Consider the following 24,176-nt stretch of genomic DNA (forward strand, 5'->3'; position numbering starts at 1 on the left):
TGGGGCAGATGACCCAATAACCTATGGGATTTGTGTAAGCGGGCGATTTTTTTTTATTCCGCTACTGCTTCTTCCAATACCGGTGCTTTAGCTCCTAAGACAGCTAAAAGATCATTCGTTAATTCACGCAACTCTCCAGACAGCAATGCCAAGGCCGCATCTCGCTGTTGTAATTCTTCATCAAGTTGCTTGATATCATTAAAGTCATCAACCAGGTAATCAAGACTTTTCAGTTTTTTAAATGTAAAGTCGTGAGTTAACGTAAATTGAATTCGCTCTTTCCAGATTAAGGAAATTTCTGCTGTTGCCATGCCTTGAGATAGTAAGGTTAAAATTTCTTCAGCTGGTAACTCATAGCCTTTGCAATGGACGCGTTTTTTTTCATCATCTAAAGAAAAGAGCACGCAATCAGATGCCAATTGAAAATTAGCGGGCAGAGCGGCTGGAGACTGTATCCAGTCAGCAAAGCGTAAGGCGAGATTTTCAGTATGAGTCAGTGGTTCAATCGTAATTCCAGAAACTGATTTACGTAATAGTGAGGTCAATTGTGATGCCTGAGTATTGCTAGAAGCATTAACAATGATGCGTTTACTGGCGCTATCTAGAATGGCTAATAGGCGTTTTTGTATGCAGAATGACTTTGGCAGTAATTCAAATTCAATATCTTCTGCCATTTGCGCTTTTTCAGTACGCTTAATGTTTCGGCCGTGCTGTGTTTCCAGCGCTTGAACGCGTTCAGCCAGCATTTTATTAATTACTCCCCGAGGCAGTAAACGTTCTTCTTTACCCATACAAATCAGAGAGCTGCCAGCAATCTCTTGTACCAATTCATCAGCGAAAACAGGAGTCCAGCCATAAATGAAACGTGCATGCGGTGGGCATGGCTTAAGAATATTCTCCGCTAAATCAGCCATTAAATCACTGGCTTCGTCTAATTCGTATTGGTAAATAAGTGCATTGTTAAACCACATAAAGGACTCCTGATGTTACATAATATAATAAGTGCCTATTGCAATCGTCCTATTATACGGCAAATTATAGAATTCAATATTTAAATTTGCTGAATAATTGCGAATAAGAAATGCAAATAATCGTTCTTGCCAGAAAAAGGTCAAGGACCTTTTGTTTTTTGATGCCATGATATTGGGGATTTCAACCATATAGGTTGCTCGATCAATATTTAGTTTAAAGGGTAAAATATTTTTGTCTGAGGCTCGTTCCAGTGCGCGTGGGATGGAAATTGTTTCCATAAATCCATAATGTAAGGTGAGGTTATATACCTTATCATCCAAGCAAGTTACCTCATAACGTTGGCTGTAATGTACATAAGGAATATTACCAACCACATAATTAACGATGAGCACATGTTCTGGAACGGAGCGGCTAAGTTTTAAAAAATGCAGGAAGCTACCACCGCTTTTATCATAAACATCAGTGATAAACACGGCAGTTAAGTCATGCAGTTGATTCAAGCTTTTGTATTGTAATTGTTTAATAATTTTAGAAATATCTTCTTTGTTCATATAATAATTACAACGTAGATATTCCAGCCCATATTTCCAGGTGTACATAATTGTTGCTAAAAACAAGGCAAGAGTAACAGGTACCCAGCCGCCAGTTAAAAATTTATGCGCATTTGAACTAAGAAAGGCTAAGTCTATGCTGAGAAACAAGCCAAATATAAGGCCCGATGCTATTTTTGACCATTTCCAAATAGAAATAGCGGTATAAGCAACCATAAAGTCTACCATGAGCATGTAGGCATTTACGGCGATTCCATAAGCATGCGCCATGTTATCTGACGTTTTGAAGGTAAAGGTGAGGGCTATGGTTCCAGCAAATAAGATAAAATTAATTTGTGGTACATAAATTTGGCCAGAATACTCCTTTGATGTCTGAATGATGGGAATACGTGGGCATAAGCCTAATAAAACAGCTTGTTTCGTTAACGAAAAAGTTGCTGAAATTACTGCCTGCGAGGCAATGATGGTGGCAATCGTTGCCAGAATAATTAGCGGTACATAAAACCAGCTCGGTGCAATCATATAGAAGGGATTGCTAATTGCTTCTGGATGTAAAAGTAAATTTGCCCCTTGGCCAAAATAGCTTAATATTAAACAGGGAAGAACCAAGGCAAACCAGCTAAAGCGAATAGGATTTTTGCCAAAATGGCCTATATCTGCATAAAGCGCTTCGCCACCGGTAACAACCAGAAAAATACCACCTAATAACAAAAAGCCTTTAAAGCCAGTATCGTGCAGTAAGGTAAAAGCATAATAAGGATTAATTGCTTTAAGAACTATAGGGGCTGCAATTATTTGAATTAAGCCAAGAATGGCAATGGTGCAAAACCAAATAAATGTTAATGGGCCAAAAAGATAGCCAATACTGGCGGTGCCTCTTGATTGCAGCATAAAGATAAAGATTAGAATGGTAGCGGAGGTTGGTAAAATATAGGGGGTAAATGAGCTTGAGAGTGTACCCATGCCTTCTACGGCACTGAGCACAGAGATTGCAGGAGTAAGCATCCCATCCCCTAATAAGAGACCAGCTCCGAATATAGCAAATATATAAAATAGCGGGATATGCTTTGCATTTTTATGCTTCATCAGAGCGAGGAGGGCAAGAATACCTCCTTCGCCCTCGTTATCAGCACGAAAAATCATGATTAAGTATTTAAAAGAAATAATTATAATCAAACACCAAAATATGAGTGATAAAACACCCAAAATATTAGAGGGTGTGACACTTAAATTATCCAGTGTTACTTTTAAAGCATATAAAGGGCTAGTACCAATATCCCCGAATACAACACCTAAAGCACCTATAGTTAGTCCATAGGAGAGTTTATCTGTCTTTTCCATAGAAATTGTGCACCTTAAGTTCATACTCAAAAATTAATTAATCAGCATATTACCAGTAAGCATTAATCGCTAAAACATAGGTTATAAAACGCGATGTATTTTTTCCTTTTACGGGGAACCAAACACCGCCGATAAGTCCTAAATTTGAAGTAAAGTTGTATTCAAGCGCCGGCGCAAGTCCGTATTCATAATACTGTTTAGAACCCACATTCACCGAGTTATCATTGATAATATCTAAAATACCATTAAAACGCGTTGCTTGTCCCTCAGAATAATATCCTTCCATTACCGCTACCCAATTTTGGGTCAGGGTGTATTCAAAAGCTAGATCCACGTTATCTTCAGCACCAGGGTTAATAATCCCATTGGTATTTATTGAGCCACCAAAACTGTTAAGGCCATGGACATTAACGGTGGAGGAAATTAAACGCGACACTATTAAGCGGGTACGCAAAAAATGCTGGTCATAAATTTCTCTTAGGTACTGAAAGTTTAAAGAGACGAGTGTGCGATAACTCCCTAAGCCTGTCGCATCAGTACCTAAAAATGCAGGATTTAATTGTTCGTATTCACCGGTAGGGAATGTTTCTTGGACAAAAAAACGTACGTCAGGACGCCATTTTGATTTTTTTTGTTCCAATAGTTGAATCCCTGCACCAACAGCGGTATCGGTGATTCGGTGGTAACTTACCCCTTGGGTATTGTTAAATGCATAAGGGACAGACAATTGGATGTCTAGCCAATCGGTAAAACCATGGGTTAATAGGGGGTTAAAAACCAAACTTTTAAATTGAGGAATTCGATGAATCTTACTATTATTATCGTACTGACCCGTAGTAAATACATCAAGGCCATAAAGTTCGAAGTTCGTATGGCCTCGGGCGACGTTATGTCCTGCGGGAGCAAGTATGGGGCCAGTAAACCAAGGATCTGCATAAGTAATTCCGGTAAATATACTGATACAAAGAAAAAGAAAGACGTTTTTTACATATTGTGACATTGTTACAGTCCCTATTTTTATTCTGATTGAGGGGGTTGTTTTAAATTGGCCTGGGAGTACTTGTTTTCGAAGTATATCTATTGCAGGTCTATGGTTCTTTGTGTAGATTAGCCCATTTTTGTTCTTTGGGAAATAGAAAATGAACGCAAAAGTTATTTTGCTCGCAGCAAAACAAAATACTGTATTACGAGGCCATCCGTGGATTTTCCCCAAAGCTATCGGCCGTACTTCTGGAAAATTAAGTACTGGAAATCTGGTTGATATTTATAATGCCGATGAAGTCTTAGTTGGTGTTGGTGTATATAATGAACATTCATTATATAGGGTAAGAGTATTAGCACTGAGCAATGAGCATATTGATATGAGTAGTTTTTATGCATTGATTACTCATCGCCTGAAACAAGCAAAGCAGGTGCGTGATTGTTTAAATTTACCTAATGAACAGACGACTGCTTATCGGTTTTTCAATAGCGAGGCAGATGGTCTTTCTGGATTGACGATCGATCGTTTTAATCAAGTCTGTGTTGTTGCCAGTTCTGCTTATTGGGTGGAATTAAATAAAGAAGTGATTACTAAGGCGTTGCAAGAATTAGTTCCTGGTGATCAAATTATTTGGATGTCCCAAAGCAAGCCACTCGGACAAGATGGCTGGAAACAAGTAAGCCCACAAGAAACACAGCAAAGTGCCCAGGTTCTTGAGGCAGGAGTGATCTACCAGGTTGAATTTGGCAGTGCGCAAAAAACCGGTTTATTTATTGACCAAAGAGAAAATCACCAACGCATAGCGCAATTAGCTAAGGGTAAGAGAGTATTAGACCTTTATAGTTACACGGGCGGGTTTGCATTGCATGCAGCAAAAGCTGGGGCAACAAGCGTTACGGCCGTGGACAGTTCGGCACAAGCGATTGCCCAAGGTCGGAAGAATGCTGAATTAAATAATTTGACTAATATTGAGTTTATTGAAGCGGATGCGCGTGATTATTTGGCTCAAGCCGGTAATTATGATGTTGTGACTCTTGATCCACCCAAATTAGTGCCCTCGCAGCAACACGTACATCGTGCTAAAAATTATTATCGCTTTTTGCATCGCGAAGTCTTCAAGCATATGAAGTCAGGTTCTTTATTAATGACCTGCAATTGTTCTTCGGCACTTTCAGCGCAAGAATTTTGTTCTTTAGTCAGTTCACAGGCTGGGGTGGTAGGTAAACAGGCACGTATTTTGGGTGTTTATGGCCCTGCAAGTTGCCACCCAACCTTGGCTTCATTTCCTGAAGGGAATTATCTAACAGCGGTTTTATTAGCCGTAGTTTGATTCGGGTAAAAAAATATCTCCCCGTGAGCGGGGAGATATTGGTGTCGTTAAATTTTTTTGCAAAAAATATCCAAGTCAAGACTGTTTTTTATTTTTTTATTTGTTATCATACCCCCAGTATTTCCTCTAGCTAGTCTAAAATCCTTCTGTGGATAATTCTTCTAAGTAATTCGCATAACTAAAATACACTTATACTCTTATTATTGGGGAAATCCTTATTCTATAAGGCTTTTAGCCTATTTTTCATATCCAATATTAAAAATTATTTATCCACAATTTCTGTGGATAACCTTGTGTATAGGCTGTAAAACACTTTGTATTTTCAGTGTGGTTGCTAATGCTTCAGAATTTAGCAAAGTGTTTGGTACTGGATTTTTGCTATTTCACCTGGGAGCCGACTATAAGTTTGTGTATCTTAAACTAATGTAAGTTTCGGATAAGAAATTTATGATACATTCGATAGCCTGGGTTTGCCGCACCGAGGCTGCTATGACTAAACTAAGCAAGTGTACTTCTAAACGAGTTAATATAATGATTGAGTTCGGACGGTAGTTTCGCTTGACACGTTTCTCGTGGAAAGATCCTTTTTTGGGCTATAAAGAAAGCACATCTGTTTAATAAGGAGGGGGCAGAAATTTTAAAGCCGAAGGTTCGGTAGGCACGAGCATCATTCCTTCGCAAAGAGGGTTCAAGATTTATGTGTTTCTCATCATATAGAATAATATTATCGGCATGGTCAAAACGGTTTTGAATCGCTTGACGTTGAGATTGTCCCATTGTTTTTAGTTCAGAATAGTAGAGGCCAACTGATACAATATTAACTGGAATTGCATCAAAGATGATCTTGAGCTCCTTTGCTGATTTATCCCCAAGGTTATTCCTGCCTAAATCAAGGTGGGTAACTTCTGTTTCTTTTAGGCTGCTAAACAGAGTAGCCAGCTGCGCAGCTGATTTTTGCCCAAGATTATTCATGCATAAATCAAGATGAGTAACACTTGTCCCTTTTAGGGAGCCAAACAGGGAAGCGAGTATCCTATTTGAGCTGGATCCAAGGATATTCCTACTTAAATTAAGATGAGTGATCCCTGTCTCTTTGAGAGCGCTGAGTGGGCTTGTCTGCCCCACATCTAATTTCCCCCCAAGGCAATTCCTACTTAGGTTAAGATGGGTGACTTCTGTTTCTTTGAGGAAGCTTAACAGGGATGCTAGCGCTGCACCAAATTTGTAAAGATCATTCAGGCTTAAATCAAGAGAGTTAATTCTTGTCTTTTTCAAAGTATCTAAAACGGCAGTCAATTCATCAACGGATCTTTGGTAAAACTCATTCAGGCTTAAATCAAGGGAGATAATCCCTGTCTCTATCAACGCACCTAAAACGGCAGTCAGCTCATCAACGGATCTTTTGTGAAATGCATTCATGCTTAAATCAAGCTGGGTGATCTCGGTCCCTTTTAGAGCTCTGATTTCAGCAACTATTTGGTTTATCGGCTTATCAGCAAAGTATATTTTTTTTCCACTCATCTATTGTTCCTCGGAAAATGGTCTAGCGAGATTAATTTTTTGCAACACAGCTTAACAGCTTAATTCCAATATGGAAATTTTAATAACCAATCTAAAAATTAAGCTCGCTTCGCTCCATCGTTGGGTTTCGCGAGTTAAGTATTAACCTACATTTGCTCTTAATTATCTTTAACTTATTCTACAGAGAATTATCTGAGCGCAGTTTTATTGGCAGTGATTTGACTTGTGCAAAAAGTATCTCCTCGTGAACGGGGGGATATTTTGTATGATTTACATTTTTTTATAAAAAATATCCAAGTCAAGACTGTTTTTTATTTTTTTATTTGTTACTATACCCAGGCATTTCTTCTCGTTAGTCTAAAATCCTTCTGTGGATAATTTTTCTAAGTAATTCGCATAACTAAAATACACTTATACTCTTGTTATTAGGAAAATCCTTATTTTATAAGGCTCTTAGCCTATTTTTTATATTTAATCTTAAAAATTATTTATCCACAATTTCTGTGGATAACCTTGTGTATAGGCTGTAAAACATCATGTATTTTCGGTGCAGTTGCAGCATGCTGCAGAACTTGTCAATGTGTTCGGTGGATCTTTGAGCGGAAAACTGATGATTCTAGTCCATTCCTAATTTTAACTGTTCTAAAATAAAATGAATATTAAACTCTACTATAATTAGAAATAATATTGATCTTGTTAAAGAAGCCACAATAATGAATTTAATGAATCTTCAAAAATTTTTTGGTGAGTTTAAAAATCATATTGAAGATGGTGAAATAAATGAAATTAAAAACCTATCTAAAACTCTAAACGATCAACTAGGGCGAGATGCCATTTGGTTGCCAATTATGACTGACGAAGAGGGAAATAATCTTCTTCATTTGGCTATCAGTACTGGTTCTATCGATACAGTAAGAACCTTGGTGGAAGAAACAAAAAATCTGTTACACTGGTCAAGCATATGTCCTTACATGGAAAATAAACAAGGATTAAAACCTGTCGATAGCATCCCCTTACAAGCAGAGGAACGTTTTAAATCCGTTATTAAAAGAAATTTTTCTCCCATAGAATCTTCCATCCGATTCGAGCAATTTTCGATAATTGAACAATGTCAACGCTACTTGATTAGTCAGACTATAAAAAATCCCGAAGAATATAAACTTGAGGATGTAGTCAATATTATTAACGATATTCATGGCGGAATGTGTTTAGGATTATCAGGACTCTGGGCACAATCTATACTAAGTGGTCAACCGGAAATATATTTTAACATGATTGAGAAAATCATGAATTGTCACGATTTTTCTAAAAATATGGAACCTGCGCTACAACAGCACTTTGAATATACTATACAGTTAGTCAGATCTTTTTTATTAATAGGAAAAGACCTTGATGAAGCACGTGAAAAAAAATACAGGTTTAATCCTGTACTAGATCAAAGCAAAGATATGCCCTATCAAAAACAAGAAGATGTAGTTGCTATTTGGGGACAACAAAAATACTTACAAAATGAATACTATCTTTCCTATTACCCTGGACCTGATCATTTCGGCGATTTTTTTATTAATTTTGTCAATCCACAGAATGATGGAAAATTAATCATGATTGATGGTCTGACTCATAGTACGGCTTGTTATTTCAAAGAGAATAAATTTTATTTTTTTGACTCAAATAAGGAAATAAAAACATCCGATAATGGTATTAGTTATACCGCGATCGTGGATGTTAATTTAGATCCGGATTATAACCTGTCTCTGGGGAAAATTGTTCAAGACGCTTTATATCCTAAGGGGGTAGAGCCATCTTGGGATGATATAACTTTCAGGGTTGTTGATAAATTAGGTAGCAACGTTGGTTTATATCCAAGTAAACAAGAGTTAGAAAATAGGAAGTCTAGCCTGGAAATTCCGTATTCTGCTACAAGGAATCTCTAATAGAATTTAAGCGGTAATTCCCACGAAAGTTATACTGGTAATGTTTTAATTTTCCTGTGGTGGGAATCACCTTTATTTGTTCTAGCGGTTAAGCCATTGCAAATTTTGTAGCATCACTGTAATCGGCTTAAAAATCTGGCTTAATACGCTTGTTTAAGAGTAATGTTTTTATCTATTTAGTTTTATGTATGAACAGTCCGGTCTCTATCTTGCAAACACTGCAGTACATCATAAAAACTCAACTCAGAAGCTTTTAAAAGAACCAGCAGGTGGAATACTAAATCAGCACATTCATTAATAAATTCTTCAGGCGTACTATTCACCGCAGCAATAACGGTTTCAACAGCTTCTTCGCCTACCTTTTGGGCGCAACGGTTGATACCTGAAGCTAATAATTGTGCTGTGTAGCTATTTTCAGCCTGTGTTTCTGCGCGTTCATTAATAATTTCAATTAAATCACTCATAAAACTAATGGCGCTATGACAGGGGGGCTGATAACAGCTCGCATAACCTAAATGACAGGCCGGGCCTTTAGGAAACACCATAATTAATAGACTGTCATGATCACAGTCGGCACTTATATGGTGCACGGCCATGGTGTTGCCAGATGTCTCACCTTTACGCCATAAACGTTTACGACTGCGGCTATAGAGTGTCAGTTGTCCTGTGGTTACGGTAGCAATTAAGGCTTCTTGGTTCATGTAGCCTAGCATCAGTACATTACCATTTTCTGCATTTTGGATAATGGCGGGTAATAAGCCATTCATTTTTTGCCAATCTAAGGCACTAATTTCTAAATGATTCATATTCTTACCTCAATATTTTGTTGCTTAAGAGCAGACTTAATTTCATTGATTGTCAATATTTTGTCGTGAAATATGCTGGCAGCTAAAGCGCCGCTTACCTGTGATTTTATAAATACTTCCGTAAAATCATTCACTGCTCCAGCACCTCCTGATGCGATGAGTGGTACCTGGCATAATGGGCGCATTTTTTGTAATTGCTGGATGTCATAACCGGTGCGTACGCCGTCAGACTGCATGCAATTAAGTACGATTTCTCCGGCACCTCTATCTTGAACTTCTTTTATCCATTCACGTGTTTTGCGTTTGGAATTAAGCGTCTTGCGTTCATCACCAGTATATTGGTACACATAGTAATCATCAACAAGCCATTGGCTATCAATGCCGATGACGATGCATTGGCTACCAAACTGCTGACTTAATTCGTTAATCAGATCAGGATTTTCTAAGGCTGGGCTGTTAATCGATACCTTATCTGCTCCAGCATTCAATATTGATTTTGCCTGATTGTTGGAGCGAATGCCACCGGCTACAGTGAACGGAATGTTAATTGTTGCTGCCACCTGATTGACCCAGTCAGGACAAACGACACGCTGATCCGCGCTTGCTGTAATGTCATAAAAGACTAACTCATCGGCTCCTGATGCGGAGTAGTTCGCTGCCAGTGTAATTATGTCGCCAATGACACGATGATTGCGAAATTTTACTCCTTTGACGACTTGGTTATCACGTACATCAAGACAAGGAATAATTCGTTTGCTTAACATGGTTTATACTCCGCCAAATGAAGTGTACCTTGATACAAGGATAAGCCTAAGATTGCGGCGGCAACACCTAGCTTATCTAAAGCCTCAATATCCTCCTGATTGCGAATTCCACCCGATGCCTGCCAATCAATCATTGGGAAACGTTTTACTGCTTCTTGATATAAACTAAAATTGGGTCCTTGCATCATGCCATCACAGGCAATATCAGTGCAGAGGATTTGTTGGATGCCAAGCTGTTGATAATAGGAAACCACATCCCATAAATTACGGTTAGACATTGTTTGCCAACCATGTGTGGCAGGTATAGGAATGCCATTAATAAGTCGGATATCTAATGCCAAAATTATATTCTTTGGACTAATTTCTTGAATAATTTGTGTCGCTAACTCACGATTACTAATGGCAATGCTGCCCAGAACCAGATTCGCTATGCCTGCGGAAAAACAGAGCTTTGCTTGTTCCAAGGAACGAATACCACCACCAGCTTGAACGTTAATGCCCGTATTTTGCATGGAACAAATTAAAGGTAATTGTTGCATGCTGCCTATTTGGGCCCCGTCTAGATCAACAACGTGCAAACGTTGGGCACCTATTTTTGCAAAGTAGGCTGCTCGTTCTACTGGTGGTGTATCAAATATCGTGATTTGCTCAAATTGACCTTGCTTCAAGCGCACGCATCGCCCGGCTTGTATATCGATTGCTGGAATTAAAATCATAGAGCCCCCGCGGTGTTACAAAAATTTTTTAGCAACGTCATACCTACTGCAGCTGATTTTTCTGGATGAAATTGCATTCCCCACACATTATCTTTGTGAATAATTGCCGTAAAGGATTGATTGTAGTCACAACGTGCCAGGGCATGTTCAGTAGTGGTTAGGGCATAACTATGCACGAAATAAACATAATCGTGCTTGTTTAATCCTCGTTGTAATGGCGATTTTTTGCACCATTGCAATTGATTCCAGCCCATGTGCGGGACTGGAAAATGCTCTGTAGACGGTAAACGTTTTGCTATTCCTGGAATTAACCCTAAACATGCAATATCACCTTCTTCACTGGCATCGAGCAGTAATTGCATCCCAAGGCAAATCCCCAATAACGGCTGGGTTAACGATTTAAGCACCGTAACCAAGTCATATTGTTGTAATGCCTGCATACCATAAGTAGCCGTACCAACTCCTGGGAGAATGACATGGCTGGCCTGACTAATTTCTTGGGCATCGTGGGTTAAGACATAAGTAAATCCTAAGCGATTTAAAGCATTTCCCAAGGAAGTCAGATTGTTACCACTGACGTCAATAACCGCAATCATAATATTCCCTTAGTTGATGGCAGGGCATTATTGGTTTTCATACAGGCTTGGCGCAATGCTCTACCTAATGATTTAAAACAGGCTTCAATCATGTGGTGGTGATTTTTTCCGCTAACCTGAATGTGCAGGGTTGCGCCCAGTGCACAGGCTAAGGATTGAAAGAAATGAGGAACCATTTCCGTGGCCATGCCTCCAACAAATTCACGAGTAAATTGCCCTTGGAATTCACAAAATCCACGGCCACTGATGTCGATGGCCATGGATGCTAACGCTTCATCCATAGGCAGGGTAAATCCATAGCGATTAATACCCCATTTATCGCCCAGTGCTTCTTTTAATGCCTCACCTAAAGCAATAGCGGTATCTTCAATTAAATGGTGATCATCGACTTCTACATCCCCGGTGGCGTATACGTCCAAATTAAACCCGCCATGTTTGGCTACTTGCTCCAGCATGTGGTTGAAAAACGGCAATGGAGTATTAATGATGCCCGTTTGATCCGCATCTAAAACTACGGTTAAAAGAATGTTGGTTTCCTTTGTTTTTCTTTTAACGGTCGCCGAACGTTTTTGCTGGAGAATCGATTCGCTAATTTGCTTCCACTTATGTTCTTTAGAAACAGGTAAAAAATTAATACCTAAATTGTCGGCTAATTCCCTATCTGTATCGCGATCGCCAATGACCCAGGACGATGTCTTATTAATGCTGGTTTCTTGCATAAATTGTTCCAGCAATCCGGTTTTAGGTTTGCGGCATGCACAATTGTCTTCGGGCATGTGTGGGCAAATAAAAATTTCATCAAAGAATATGCCTTGGGATGAAAAAAGATCTAGTGTAAATTCATGACAAATACTAAAGTCCTCTTCAGGAAAAGAGGTGGTACCGATTCCGTTTTGATTGCTTACCATAATGAAGCGAAAGCCTGCATTTTGTAATTGCAACAAGGCGGGGATAACGCCTGGAGTTAATTTTATTTTATCTAAAGAATCAACTTGGAAATCAAATGGTTCTTCGATTAAGGTGCCATCACGGTCAATAAATAAGATTTTTTGCATTTTAAAACCCTGAAACGTTATTTTGAAAAGAAGATAAAGCGGCCAGCAACAATAGATTTTGCTGTTCATCACCCACGGTAATGCGTAGGTGATGATGTAATGGTGACTTGTCTGAAAAAGTACGAATGCTGATGCCTTGTTGTGTAAACCAGTCTGCTAGTTCATTGGCATAGCTGGTTTTTACCAGGATGAAATTGGCTTCAGATGGATAAATTTTTTCAATGAACGGATAGGTCCTGAGCGCTTCGATAAGCTTTGTACGTGCGCTTTTAATTTTTTCTAGAGCCAGGGCAAACCAATCATTATTGGTCAGTGCTTGCAGCGCTAAATGAATAACCACACTGGATAAAGGGTAGGGGGCCATAATTTTGTTGACGGCTTGTATTACTTGCGGCTGCGCAATAATGGCACCTAGACGTAATCCTGCCAAACCATAGGCTTTAGATAAGGTACGCAAGACAATAAGGTTATCAAATTGAGGAATCAAACTGGTGGCACTTTGTGCATTGGCAAATTCCATGTAAGCTTCATCGACGACAATTACTGAGCGATTTTTATAGTGTGTACAGAGTTCAGCAATAAATGACAAATCAATTAAATTAGCGGTAGGGTTGTTCGGATTGCACAACATGATTATTTTACATTGTTCCTGCCAGCTTTCGTTAACCTGCTTTAGGCTTAAGCTAAAATTAGTTAATGGATCTAAGGGGCAGTGAATCATTTGTGCTTGTTGCAGGCGTACATAAAATGCATACATGGAAAAAGTAGGTGGAAATTGCATGAATGCATCTTGCCTGGCTTTTAAAAACAAACGCACTAATAAATCAATGCCATCATCAGAACCTCGGGTTAATACAATCTGATCGCTGTTAATTTGATAACGTTGGGCTAATTGTTCTTGCAGCTGCATCTTTAATTGGGTTTCCGGATAAAAATTTAGACCAATGGAGTCTGCCGTGATAGCTGACCAAGGTAATTCATTGGCGTGTAGCCGGTGTGGCATCGTGTCGTCGCCAGGATTATAGGAAGAGCTTTCTAATAATTCGGTGCGTATTAAATCAAGTACGGACATTTAAATCTCCAGAGAATTCAGTCTAATTGCTACGGCATAAGCATGGGCCTGCAATCCTTCGAGCTGTGCTAAAGTAATTGCTGCTGGTCCTAAAGTTTTAATGCCTTCTTGGTTAATTGACTGCACACTAAAACGCGTTAAAAAATCGAGCGTACCCAGGCCGTTGTGGTTGCGGGCAAAACCATGTGTTGGTAGAACATGATTTGAGCCGGTGACGTAATCGCCTAAAGTTTCAGCTGCCCAGGAACCGAGAAAAATTGTGCCTGCAGCATTAATTTTATTAACCCATGTTTCTGCATCTTTACGGTTAATGATTAAATGTTCTGGAGCATAATCATTAATTATATTTTGTTGCTCTGCTGGTTCAGCACATAAAATAATGAAGCTATTTGTTAGGGATTTATTGATGATGCTCGCGCGGGGTAAATTCTTTAATTGAGTTGCCAATTCTTGATTGACTTGCTCTGCTAAATCCTGACCGTCACAAATTAAAATAACCTGTGAGTCAATTCCGTGTTCTGCTTGTGCCAGCAAATCGGCCGCGATGAATGCCGGATTAGCCTGGCTGTCTGCACATACCATAACCTCGGAAGGACCTGCTGGCATGTCAATTGCTGCGCCATAAGGATCGCGAGCAACCAATGTCTTGGCTTCAGTAACATAGCTGTTGCCTGGGCCAAATATTTTGTCGACTTTGATGATGCTTTCTGTGCCGTAGGCCATAGCTGCAATAGCTTGAGCACCACCTACCGCATAAATAGTATCGATGCCGCATAAACGTGCTGCGACTAATAAATGTTCATTGATAGCGCCTTGTGCATTCGGAGGCGTGCAAAATACCTTGATTGGGCAGCCGGCAACTAAGGCGGGAATAGCCTGCATTAACAGAGAGGAAATCAACGGCGTTTTATTGCCGCCAGGAACATACAAACCAACCCGTTGAATGGGGCGGTAAACAGTTTGAATGGCCACACCTGGAGCCGTGTTTATGGTTTTATTTTCCGGTAACAGAGATTGGTGGTATTTGGTAATGGTGGTGATGGCTTCGTTAATTGCCGTTAGTGCTTGTTGGCTAATTTGGGCTTTACGAATTTTTTCTTTTGGCACTTGCAAGGTTTCTAAAGTAGCCCCATCAAATTTTTTTGTTAATGCAAATAGAGCTTTATCGCCTAAAGTTTGTACTTGTTTAATTATTTCCAATACACTGTTTTGGGCTGATGAAGCAGGTACTGGTCGAGATAAACAGCGTTTTTTTTCCGCAGTGGATAAAGTCCACCAATTTTTAATTGCTAACATCATTCTTACTCCAACATTTTTTCTATGGGGAGAACCAAGATGGAACTGGCACCTAATTCTTGAATGGTTTCCAAGGTGTTCCAAAACACCCGCTCACTGGAAACAACGTGAACCGCAACTTTGTCGCTACTTCCGGGTAAGGGCAAAATGGTGGGGGATTCGGCACCAGGTAATTTTTGGGCAATGCGTTCAAGTGCTGATTTAGGCGCGTGAAAGACAATGTATTTTCGTTCTTGTGCTTGCTGGACTGATTGGATACGGCGGGCGAGCATGTCAAACAACTCTTGAAATACAGGTGTGCCATTTTTTTTCGCTTTGAATCAATACGGCTTGGCTTTGTAGTATGGTATCGACTTCATAGAGTTTGTTGTCTTCTAACGTTTGCCCACTAGAAACCAGATCACAAATCGCATCACCATGCCCATACGTGGCGCTACTTCTATAGAGCCTGACAAAATCAGGCTTTCTGCGCATATTTGTTGCTCTTGTAAATATCGATTTAGCAGGTAAGGGTAACTGGTGGCAATGCGCTTTCCATCTAGACTTCCTGGTCCTTGATAATCAAAAGATTCAGGCACTGCCAGAGACAAACGACAGGTGCAACTTCCTAAGGCTGCTGTTGTTTTAAATGATTTTTCTGGATTGGCAAGTGCCGCCTCGAATAAAACATTTTCGCCAACGATTCCACCATCACACAGGCCATCAAATACTAACGTTGGAATATCGTCATCACGAACAAAGAGTAAATCGATGGGAAAGTTATCGACATGGGTGAGGAGAGTATTGGGCTTAATGCGGAATTTTAAACCGCATCGTTGTAAGAGGGTTAATGATTCTTCTGATAGACGGCCTTTTTTTTGTAATGCTAAACGTAAACGATTTTTCACAGTAACTCCGCTCGATTCGCGATTAATTCATAACCGCCAGTACCAAAACTTAAACAGCGTGCAACACGAGTAATGGTTGTCACACTGACTCCAGTTTGTTCATGAATGGTGCGATAAGGAATGCCTTGTCGTAGTAAAGGAACAACTTGCCAACGATCGGCCATGGCTTCCAATTCGGCTGGGGTGCACAAATCAGTAAAAAATTGTAAGGCTTCGTTTTTATCGTTCAGCAGACTTAGCGCATGCATTAAATCAAGTAGGGCAGAATGGTTTAGTGTATTATGTGTTTTCATATTAATGTATTAACGTAGTGTAACATTGATGCAATGGTGATGATTAATTTCTATTCTGTCAATGAGGGGATAAAAGATATTTTAATATGGGTTATGGATAAAAAATCGAGTAAGACTTTACTTCCACTTGAGCCGTTCGAGAAGGAATTAGCTTTGTCGCGATTTCTTATCCATAACCCACGTTATTTTATTTGAATAGGTGGGATTGTAGTTCATATTAGGTTGTAATACGGATTACTCTTGTGAAGAAATATTAAATTATTCAGCAGCCATAAATTGCTTGATATTCTTCCAATTTTTTTACCTGATCCAGTTCATTCCTCGCTCTTAGGTAATCAATCAAATCAAATAAAGTAATAATGGAATAGACATTAATGCCTTGTGCTTTTATCTCCGATAAAGTTGATTCCTTCGTTAATCCACATTCACAGCGGTCTAAGGCAATAATCACTCCCGTTAAATGACCACCGTTTTCCTTGATTAAAACCTGGGACTCGCGAAAGGCCGTTCCTGCGGTAATTACATCATCCACAATTACGGTATTTCCTGTCAAAGGAGCTCCAATCAATTGCCCACCTTCTCCATGATCTTTCACTTCTTTACGATTAAAAGTTACGGTTGTTTCTTTGCCTAACTCAGATAAAGCAATTGCAGTTGTTGTTGCCAGTGGTAAGCCTTTATAGGCTGGACCAAATAAATGTTCAAATGAAGCGTTATGTTCTAATAAGGTTTGCGCATAAAACTGCCCCAATTGGCGTAAGGCGTTTCCTTGATAGAATAATCCGGCATTAAAAAAGTAAGGACTGATTCTTCCAGACTTTAAAGTAAACTCACCAAATTTTAATACTTGGCAATCAAGCGCTAATTTTATAAAAGATGATTTCGTATGATTCATTGTGTTTTTCCAATATCAAAAAATTACTTTAAATATGTCAAAAGTTGTAAAAAAGCCTTAACAATCAATAAAAAACTGTTATGCTAATCTTGCTGTACGTAATTACTCGTGCAGAGTAAATGTTTATTATAACGCAGTTATCTTATTAGTGAGTTAACTTTTTACCACTATAGGTTGCGTGACAAATAAGCATCTATAATCTGGTTAAAAAGTAAAAAGCTTATAGGACAAAGGGGATAACTAATGTCGCAAAGAGAGACAGGCCATGTTAAATGGTTTAATGAAAAAAAAGGATTTGGATTTATTATTAATCAGCAAGGCGATGACATTTTTGTACACTACAAAGACATACAAGGTGTTGGCTTCAAAACATTGCACGAGAATGATCCTGTGACTTTTGTGCTTGATAAAGGGCCTAAAGGTTTAAAAGCACAAGATGTTGCGTTACTTAGTGAAGCGGAATAAGTAAAACGTAATACACCCTATTAGCTATCACCACTCATTTATTGTAGCATGGGCGAGGGTTTTTATCTGACCGTGAATAGGAAAATTTAAAGTCAGGTAAGAACCTTTGCTCATACTTTTTTCAATTTACTTATCACGCCTAAAATAGCTCTTACAGTTTGAGTAGTAAATTATGTTTTATTTTGTATAAACCAAAATTACTGAAACGTTTTTTCTTCTTATCGATAAAATCTTTGCAGAAACTAACTTAGAAGAACATTCACCACGGCTTTATCAACGCCTAGAAGCTTTTCAAGTAATATAAATTAAGAAGACCACCTAAGTGGTCTTCTCAGTAACCTTCTCTTCGAAAAGAGCCGGTCTACACTTTAACTATAGAACATACTGTCAAAATGTCAAATATTTGACCACTTTGTTTTTCAGGTTATTTTGGTGTAATCACGGTAATTTTTTGCAGTAAAGTCAAAATAATTGTCCGCAGAATCTGTTATTTTCACCATAAATATCATCCTACTTATAAAATTGTACTACAAAATGTTAGAAACGAAGGCTTTAAATGTTTTTAGTTTTTATCCGGAAAAGTATGCAGAAAATCGTCTATAATGATTAAGTATTGTTCAGAATGGTAAGGGGAATGAAACAGCAGGTTTGAGTAAAAGAGAAATGCTTTTTATTAAAACCCCACACAAGGAGATTATATTATGGACAACTGGAATATCAAAGCAGACGTCAAAAATACATTAGATAACACGAAAGATAAAGTTTCTGATGTTTATCATGATGTTAAAGAGAAAGTTGAATCAACCACAGAACAAATTAAAGAAAAAGCCTCTGATTTTTATGAAGAAAGTAAAGAGCAGATGCATAGTATTGAAGGCTCTATGGAAGAGTATAGTGAGCAGTTCGTAAATAAAGTAAAAGAGTATCCTTTAACCTCCTTACTTATTGCTGGGGGCATTGGCTTTGTGCTTTCAAAGATACTTAAAAAATAATAAGAAGGCGGCAGAGGTGAACATTTTTAGTAGGCCACTACTCTTTAACTTCATATTAAGACTTAGCCTAGGAGAGCGTATATGGATAATACAAAGAAAAAAAAATCTAATGTAGGGATGACAATGTCGCAATCCTCTGGTTTTGATAACTGTATTGATGCTCATGCAGATGAATTATTTAAAAAAGTTAAAAGAAACCCTTTGCTTTCCTTGCTTATTGCTGGCGGCTTGGGCTATCTCTTTGCAAAGATAACGAGAGGGTGTTGATCTTTCTACTATCTTGGCCAAAACGAGTCGATTTTCTGCGCTCCGATGTGCACATACTGGATGTATGCTTCTCTTTGAGAAAGTGCTTAGTTAGTTCTCAAGTCTTTAGATTCGGGCTTGTCATTATCAGAGTGTAAGTAGCCATAATACGGTATCACGCTATCGGGATAGTAAGGATAGATTTATGGCTATTACAGATGAGATGTTAGACAAACTAATAGGTCGCATGAAGACATCAAGATGATGTTTGTTTGCCGTAGAGCAACCCAAAAAAGTGTTCGTCATGATATAACAATTTGAAAAATAATAGAAATTTTAGCGAGTTTTTTTACTAAAATGTCGGTCTATTGTTAACCTTAAAAATGTATTAATAATACAAATTGGTTTTTTTAAATTATTATTTTTTTGAAATACATATTTTTGAGAGGGGGGCCACAGAAATCTCATTGTTTTTTTTCAATGCGTCTGTCTGAATTGCGAAAGAACGCTTGCCATAAAGTGTTGATTGGGATTGTGAAACCCTGCTATCGCATGATTTTTGTAACGATTTATCAGAGGCTAAGATTTGCGCCTGAACTGCTTGGTCCGCTTCATATAAGTAATCGTTAATCGTTGTGTGGATCTTTGCTACTAAAAGCTGATCATCTTTTTTTTCATAAGCTGAATATAAAATAATGTGTTCAGAAGCGCTATCTAATAAAAGATTTAGCATATTAGCGACATTATTATTTGGCTGCCATTCCGCTCCTTTTTTACAATTAAGAGCATTTATATTTGCATCCCATTCATAAAGATTAGTTACATTGATAACTGAAATAGAGCTATTATTGCGTATTAACTTTTGTTTTAGCTGTTTTACTTGTTCTAAATCGAATGCATTAATATTTAAAGGCTCTATTTTTAACTGTTCGGCAGCATTTTTACAATGCAAAAAACGCTCTTCGGAGGATAGAAAGAACTCATTTCCTAGATCCTGCGCTCGCGTAAGCAATTTTTTGAAACCTAATTGGCCCCAGTCGCCACTTCTCTCGTACTCCTCTAGCATATAGTAGGTATACTCTCCTGCATTTTTCTTGTATAAACTTTTGAATTGTGCTCTATTCTTACTTCTAAGAAGTAGTTCAATCATTAGTTGGTTATGTTCAATTACAGGCTGATTCATATCAGCCAAGATAATACGATCACATAAAGTACTCAACTCAGGCAGCATGGAGGTAACAGAGCCTTCACCGATGATTAAAGCGCTCTGTTTTTTAGTATTATTGGGTGGTAATTTTTTATTGCGTAAATGCTCAATAATTTTATCTACTTTGCGTTCATTAGAAATAATATACATAGTCAGACTCCAATGTAATGGTGAACCATCTACCCACTGAGTTGTCAATTTATAGTAGGGGCAGTTGGCTGGTCAAAATGAGTTTATTTTGGTTCAATTTGGCGAAATGTCAACAAATTCTAAACAAATAGGTAATTAATATTTTGGCGATTGTGGATGCTGACTTAACTTTCATAGTGTATTCGATTGCGCGATCGAGGAATGCGAGGCATTTCTAATGAAATTGCGGGATTTTGGTGGAGAAGACTTTGTTGAATATCTATTAAGTTGCATTGATGAAGCAGTTTTTTAAATAGGTAGTAATCCGATCTGTACTTATGTTGGTCATTAAGGTATTGTGGAATCCATGTCTATTAAAATAGGAGCTAAAATGCCTTTTTTCAATATGAGAACGCCTGACGAAATTAGAATTTATTGCCAAAACCAATCGCTTAGTGAGCTATATGCTCTCAAGCGTAGATATGGCAATTTTTTTGAAGAAATTGGTGGTAAGGAAACTTTAAATAAGCAAGAAATTATAGCGCTTGAAAAAAAAAATCAATGAAATAAAAGTGAAAATAGAAGAAGAAGCTAATGAAATTGAACAGACTGAAAGATATCGTCAGCACATACTTGATAATTTACCAGGAAATTCAGCTGAACGTCATTTAGTTTTGCAATCTCTGAATTATTCTATTATCGATAACCGGCTTTCTTTAGAAAATGAACTAAATCAGCTTACTACGCAGAAAAATAAATTAGATTTAGACAATGCATGGATATGCACTGAAATGCGCGCTTGTTCTAAGGAGTTAAAAATTATTAATGAAGTAATTGAAGGAAAAGAGCTTTCTGCACGATTTGAACGCTCTGGCTTGATTTTGTAAACGGAAGCCTAATTCGCTTTTGCCTTGTTTCTGTAGCTCAACCTTATTTGTTAAAACAAACATACGTGCACTATGCGAAGAATCGTTTTTATTTTAGGCGCTGCTTTTTTTGTCACGCGGTTTGTTTTATCATCACTTATTCAAGCAGTGCATCATGAATGGGTTGGTTATTAAATTGGTTGTTTACGACACACACGGGTTATTATGACTACTTTTTTTAGGGCACTGAATCCGCTATCAAAGCATTCAGGAATTAATTCCCTGCACAGTTCAATGCTCTCATTTTCTTCGAGGGAGCTGCGTGACGCATTAGCTCATGAGACCATTAAAATTCAATGGGAAAAAGATTTGTTTTGGTATGAAACAATTGATGCTACTTATGCGTGTCTTATAGGTGAGCATTATGAAAATACAGTTACGCATCCAAAAAAATCTCTTTTTGAGAAAATTATATCTGTTGTAATCAAACCACAAATAATTTTTGTCTTTATTGCGGAAGAACTGTATTTAAGTACTAAAAAACAACAAGGCTCAAAAGGAGTCCTGGATTTTTTAATTTTTCCCCTACTTAGTCGTAAATTAATTTCAGATGCTCGCTCAGAAGAGCGAAAAAATACTCCTATTATTAACGCACTGGCTTTAGCTATTGCAATTCCGCTTGAAGTACTTAGGCATTCCCTTGCGTTAGCATTAACCCTTTCGTTGGCTCCTTTAGTGCTTTTTATTCATTCTATGAGAGCTGTATTCAATTACTTGTCTCATGAAATGAATGATGATACTGATGTTAATTGGTTTTCATTGGAAATTTAGTATTGGTGCAATTGTTAATAAATTCCATCAAGGCCCCATCTTTCAACTACTAATCATGAATCTCTCTTGTGCTGTTTCTCAATTTAATACAAGATAAGACTATATTTTTTTCGGTCTAGGATTTGTTGATATTTCTACTATTTGGGCTCAATCTAGCGAAATATCAACAGACCCTAGAAAAATCAACTTCTTTTTATTCAAAATAATATCTTGCAGAACCAAGGATTGATTCAGGAGATTAGATATGCGAATTCCCAAAAAGTCACTGAGAGAAAAATCACTAATAAAGGAAAAGCTTGTTGGTAATAGTTCTAGTGAAACTTGGTATGTCCGCTTTATTGGACACAACGAGCTCAAGAGTGGTTTTTATATAAAATTAGATCCTGAGGGGCATTTTCCAAAATTATTGGCTAAAATAAGCGCTGGTTCTGCTGTTTTTAAAACATCTTTTCAGGGGAGCCGCTCAGCTAAAGAATATCTGGTATTTGATGAACATGATAATATAACCGGTATTGTGTTCATCGCACCTCCGAATTTTGAATCCTTTCATTTCTCCTCTGAAGAACAACCGACTGATAATTCTGCAAAAGAACAGGCTATTCCTAGTAAGGCAATGCTTGTTGAACATAATGTTATGGAAACTTTGTTAGCACGCTGGTTTTTTTGGGATGATAATCCTCATCCACATAATCTTGGTTTGGATGGAGATATTGATTTTAGTATGTTTTGGTATTGGTTTGTTATTTACATGAAAGAGGCCAGACCAGGAATCATACCGCAAAAAAGTTGGGTTAATTTAACCGAGCGTGATTATGAGCGCTTTCCCTGTGTTAAAGATTTTACCCCCTATCATTGGCCCACTTACACACATCCAGGTCAGGAAAGTATTACTTCAGTGCTACCTGAGATCGTACAAAAAAAAATTCTTTCCACAATTTTGCCGAGCATTCTATCTAAGGTCTATGCCGATCCAGAACAGTTTGTAAGGTTAGCGGGTGATCCAGTTGCTCAAGAACAAAAGGTTCTGGCCGCTTTAAAAATATTATTGACCTATCAACCCACGTTATTACGGAGGCGCTTGACTGATATCTTTGGTGACATGACCTTGGATTATACCTCTTTGAATCATTCTTTGCGTGCAAAATACGAAGAGGAATTTCCTTTTTTATGCAACGAAAAAACCGATAAAGATACTTTTGTTAACTTCATGATGACTCTGTATCACCAGCATTATCATAATTTATATCGGGTTGTGGTGTTTTACATGGGGTGTGAAAACAATGGTTTTGGCATTTCTCTTATGGCAACGAATATCGAGCTTTATGAAAATCCTTCTTTATATAGAAAAATTTATGCCTGGGCTGTGCATGAAAATGCCACTACCTATGCTCATGATCCGAGTGATCAATACAATTTAGGTGAACTAAAAAATCAATATCATCGGGTTTGGCGTGATTCGTACACTCCCCGGCTCAAGGTATTACGTGATGCATCGATTTGTTTAACGGAGAATTTATGCAAATTAGTTGCTCCCCATGGGAAAATAGAAAGGCAAATCGATAAAGAAACGAGCGAGCGTGGTTTAACAAGTGCCTTACAATTATTAGGCTCATTGGCGGATATCTTGGTTAATGATGCTCCTTATATTAAAGAGAAGTCCTCGTCACATAATGCATTGATGTTAATGATTCAATTTACTAATGAATTTCAGCACGTCATTAGGAATTATTATACAAAAATAGATCATGATTTGGTTGATAAAGATAATTATCTTTTTATTCGCCAATTAGAAGAATTGTGTCGTGACTATGAATATGATCTCATGGAGGCTTTAGAGCACACGCCGAATAATATGGATGAATTTTTGCGGATCATTAGAGAGCTAAAGCAGTGCATTCAACAGGCCAATTTCACGGTACATTTACTTGCGATGGAGGAGCAATCGCATGATGTAGCTATTCTTAATAGGAAAATGGAACCAGTGGCTCCTAATATTTTATTACCCGGCACCAGAGCAAGTACGTCAGTGGTTGATAAATTGGCGGGAGCATCTCTTGATGACAAGACCGTTCCTGATGTAACCCAAACAATAGAGAAGGTTAAACTAAAATCACTGCATGAATTACCAACAATAGAGCAAGCACATAGAACAGTTATTGAGAAAATTAATCAAGAACGGCTCGGGCAAGGGATACATAATTCGCTAAAAGTGCTTGGAAAAGTGAGTCTCTTTAAGGATTCTCCTGACAGTCAGGATGCCATGATAAGCCAAAATAAAAATTATGTAGTTCAATAAAAATTAGTATTAATAAACCATCAGAGACATCTAATTCATCTGTCTTTGATGGTTTAGAGCCAATAAGGCTTTATTTCTTGCAAAAAAAAGTGGCAGAAACAGAATTGTAGTTTTTTCTGAAATGAGTGCTTAA

The 24,176-nt window shown here is 38.0% G+C and carries 24 protein-coding genes and 1 pseudogene; 9 read left to right on the forward strand and 16 right to left on the reverse strand.

Going from position 1 to position 24,176, the window contains the following annotated elements; all coding sequences use genetic code 11:
• Positions 1–53: 53 nt before the first annotated feature.
• From LDG_RS02495 to LDG_RS02505, 3 genes are read right to left on the reverse strand one after another with little or no spacing between them, the layout of a single operon-like run.
• Positions 54–971 (reverse strand): recombination-associated protein RdgC, encoded by a 918-nt coding sequence (locus LDG_RS02495; protein ID WP_006869539.1) that lies wholly within the window; start codon positions 969–971, stop codon positions 54–56.
• Between the two features lie 15 nt (positions 972–986).
• Positions 987–2,864 carry a potassium transporter Kup gene (locus LDG_RS02500; protein WP_006869540.1) on the reverse strand — a complete coding sequence of 626 codons (1,878 nt, stop codon included), beginning with the start codon at positions 2,862–2,864 and terminating at the stop codon, positions 987–989.
• Between the two features lie 49 nt (positions 2,865–2,913).
• The gene (locus LDG_RS02505) at positions 2,914–3,864 is read right to left on the reverse strand and encodes a hypothetical protein (RefSeq protein ID WP_006869541.1); all 951 of its coding nucleotides are present in this window, start codon (positions 3,862–3,864) and stop codon (positions 2,914–2,916) included.
• A gap of 139 nt (positions 3,865–4,003) precedes the next feature.
• Here LDG_RS02505 and LDG_RS02510 point away from each other — a divergent pair, with 139 nt between their 5' ends.
• Complete coding sequence (locus LDG_RS02510; protein ID WP_006869542.1) at positions 4,004–5,176, forward strand: class I SAM-dependent rRNA methyltransferase; 1,173 nt, start codon at positions 4,004–4,006, stop codon at positions 5,174–5,176.
• Positions 5,177–5,674: 498 nt separating this feature from the next.
• Here LDG_RS02510 and LDG_RS18320 read toward each other — a convergent pair whose 3' ends face one another.
• Entirely contained in the window at positions 5,675–6,697 is a 1,023-nt protein-coding gene (locus tag LDG_RS18320) for a leucine-rich repeat domain-containing protein (protein WP_006869544.1), read from the reverse strand.
• Positions 6,698–7,410: 713 nt separating this feature from the next.
• On the opposite strand from LDG_RS18320, the gene LDG_RS02520 reads away from it, so the two are divergent.
• Positions 7,411–8,631 carry a hypothetical protein gene (locus tag LDG_RS02520; RefSeq protein ID WP_040534228.1) on the forward strand — a complete coding sequence of 407 codons (1,221 nt, stop codon included), beginning with the start codon at positions 7,411–7,413 and terminating at the stop codon, positions 8,629–8,631.
• 182 nt (positions 8,632–8,813) lie between these two features.
• On the opposite strand, the gene hisIE is transcribed toward LDG_RS02520, so the two are convergent.
• From hisIE to pyrE, 11 genes and pseudogenes are all read right to left on the reverse strand, one after another.
• The gene (hisIE, locus tag LDG_RS02525; RefSeq protein ID WP_006869547.1) at positions 8,814–9,437 is read right to left on the reverse strand and encodes a bifunctional phosphoribosyl-AMP cyclohydrolase/phosphoribosyl-ATP diphosphatase HisIE; all 624 of its coding nucleotides are present in this window, start codon (positions 9,435–9,437) and stop codon (positions 8,814–8,816) included.
• The gene (gene hisF / locus LDG_RS02530) at positions 9,434–10,201 is read right to left on the reverse strand and encodes an imidazole glycerol phosphate synthase subunit HisF (RefSeq protein WP_006869548.1); all 768 of its coding nucleotides are present in this window, start codon (positions 10,199–10,201) and stop codon (positions 9,434–9,436) included. The genes hisIE and hisF overlap by 4 nt, the downstream gene beginning before the upstream one ends.
• On the reverse strand, positions 10,195–10,917 hold the full coding sequence (locus tag LDG_RS02535) for a 1-(5-phosphoribosyl)-5-[(5-phosphoribosylamino)methylideneamino]imidazole-4-carboxamide isomerase (protein WP_040534230.1): 723 nt from the start codon (positions 10,915–10,917) through the stop codon (positions 10,195–10,197). The genes hisF and LDG_RS02535 overlap by 7 nt, the downstream gene beginning before the upstream one ends.
• On the reverse strand, positions 10,914–11,513 hold the full coding sequence (gene hisH, locus LDG_RS02540; RefSeq protein WP_006869550.1) for an imidazole glycerol phosphate synthase subunit HisH: 600 nt from the start codon (positions 11,511–11,513) through the stop codon (positions 10,914–10,916). Before hisH ends, LDG_RS02535 begins: the two co-directional genes overlap by 4 nt.
• A complete protein-coding gene (gene hisB / locus LDG_RS02545) occupies positions 11,510–12,568 on the reverse strand; it encodes a bifunctional histidinol-phosphatase/imidazoleglycerol-phosphate dehydratase HisB (protein WP_006869551.1) in 1,059 nt (352 codons plus the stop codon). The genes hisH and hisB overlap by 4 nt, the downstream gene beginning before the upstream one ends.
• A 1-nt stretch (position 12,569) precedes the next feature.
• Positions 12,570–13,640 carry a histidinol-phosphate transaminase gene (hisC, locus tag LDG_RS02550; RefSeq protein ID WP_006869552.1) on the reverse strand — a complete coding sequence of 357 codons (1,071 nt, stop codon included), beginning with the start codon at positions 13,638–13,640 and terminating at the stop codon, positions 12,570–12,572.
• Positions 13,641–14,936: a histidinol dehydrogenase gene (gene hisD, locus LDG_RS02555; protein ID WP_006869553.1), complete on the reverse strand. Its 1,296-nt coding sequence runs from the start codon at positions 14,934–14,936 to the stop codon at positions 13,641–13,643.
• Positions 14,937–14,941: 5 nt separating this feature from the next.
• Positions 14,942–15,217 (reverse strand): ATP phosphoribosyltransferase, encoded by a 276-nt coding sequence (gene hisG, locus LDG_RS20010; RefSeq protein WP_267878835.1) that lies wholly within the window; start codon positions 15,215–15,217, stop codon positions 14,942–14,944.
• Positions 15,210–15,823, reverse strand: a pseudogene (gene hisG, locus LDG_RS20020) (ATP phosphoribosyltransferase). The gene hisG (LDG_RS20010) and the pseudogene hisG (LDG_RS20020) overlap by 8 nt, the downstream one beginning before the upstream one ends.
• Positions 15,820–16,116, reverse strand: a complete 297-nt coding sequence (locus tag LDG_RS02565; protein ID WP_040534232.1) for a YerC/YecD family TrpR-related protein — start codon at positions 16,114–16,116, stop codon at positions 15,820–15,822. Before LDG_RS02565 ends, hisG (LDG_RS20020) begins: the two are co-directional and overlap by 4 nt.
• 262 nt (positions 16,117–16,378) lie before the next feature.
• Positions 16,379–17,011 (reverse strand): orotate phosphoribosyltransferase, encoded by a 633-nt coding sequence (gene pyrE, locus LDG_RS02570; RefSeq protein WP_006869558.1) that lies wholly within the window; start codon positions 17,009–17,011, stop codon positions 16,379–16,381.
• A gap of 243 nt (positions 17,012–17,254) precedes the next feature.
• On the opposite strand from pyrE, the gene LDG_RS02575 reads away from it, so the two are divergent.
• The 3 genes from LDG_RS02575 to LDG_RS02585 all read left to right on the forward strand — a co-directional run bounded on the left by LDG_RS02575 (position 17,255) and on the right by LDG_RS02585 (position 18,735).
• Positions 17,255–17,476, forward strand: coding sequence for a cold-shock protein (locus LDG_RS02575; RefSeq protein WP_006869559.1), 222 nt, complete (start codon positions 17,255–17,257; stop codon positions 17,474–17,476).
• Positions 17,477–18,177: 701 nt separating this feature from the next.
• Positions 18,178–18,468 carry a DUF883 family protein gene (locus tag LDG_RS02580; RefSeq protein WP_006869560.1) on the forward strand — a complete coding sequence of 97 codons (291 nt, stop codon included), beginning with the start codon at positions 18,178–18,180 and terminating at the stop codon, positions 18,466–18,468.
• Positions 18,469–18,549: 81 nt separating this feature from the next.
• Complete coding sequence (locus tag LDG_RS02585; RefSeq protein ID WP_006869561.1) at positions 18,550–18,735, forward strand: hypothetical protein; 186 nt, start codon at positions 18,550–18,552, stop codon at positions 18,733–18,735.
• Between the two features lie 397 nt (positions 18,736–19,132).
• On the opposite strand, the gene LDG_RS02590 is transcribed toward LDG_RS02585, so the two are convergent.
• The gene (locus tag LDG_RS02590) at positions 19,133–20,071 is read right to left on the reverse strand and encodes an LIC_10091 family protein (protein ID WP_006869563.1); all 939 of its coding nucleotides are present in this window, start codon (positions 20,069–20,071) and stop codon (positions 19,133–19,135) included.
• A 346-nt stretch (positions 20,072–20,417) separates the two neighbouring features.
• On the opposite strand from LDG_RS02590, the gene LDG_RS19235 reads away from it, so the two are divergent.
• The 4 genes from LDG_RS19235 to LDG_RS02605 all read left to right on the forward strand — a co-directional run bounded on the left by LDG_RS19235 (position 20,418) and on the right by LDG_RS02605 (position 24,043).
• The gene (locus LDG_RS19235; RefSeq protein WP_148263486.1) at positions 20,418–20,615 is read left to right on the forward strand and encodes a hypothetical protein; all 198 of its coding nucleotides are present in this window, start codon (positions 20,418–20,420) and stop codon (positions 20,613–20,615) included.
• A gap of 7 nt (positions 20,616–20,622) precedes the next feature.
• Entirely contained in the window at positions 20,623–20,937 is a 315-nt protein-coding gene (locus LDG_RS02595; RefSeq protein ID WP_006869565.1) for a hypothetical protein, read from the forward strand.
• 348 nt (positions 20,938–21,285) lie between these two features.
• Entirely contained in the window at positions 21,286–21,747 is a 462-nt protein-coding gene (locus LDG_RS02600) for a hypothetical protein (RefSeq protein WP_006869566.1), read from the forward strand.
• Between the two features lie 244 nt (positions 21,748–21,991).
• The gene (locus tag LDG_RS02605) at positions 21,992–24,043 is read left to right on the forward strand and encodes a hypothetical protein (protein WP_006869568.1); all 2,052 of its coding nucleotides are present in this window, start codon (positions 21,992–21,994) and stop codon (positions 24,041–24,043) included.
• Positions 24,044–24,176: the final 133 nt, after the last annotated feature.

Origin of the sequence: Legionella drancourtii LLAP12, from assembly GCF_000162755.2 — a bacterium.
GTDB classification, from domain to species: Bacteria; Pseudomonadota; Gammaproteobacteria; order Legionellales; family Legionellaceae; genus Legionella; species Legionella drancourtii.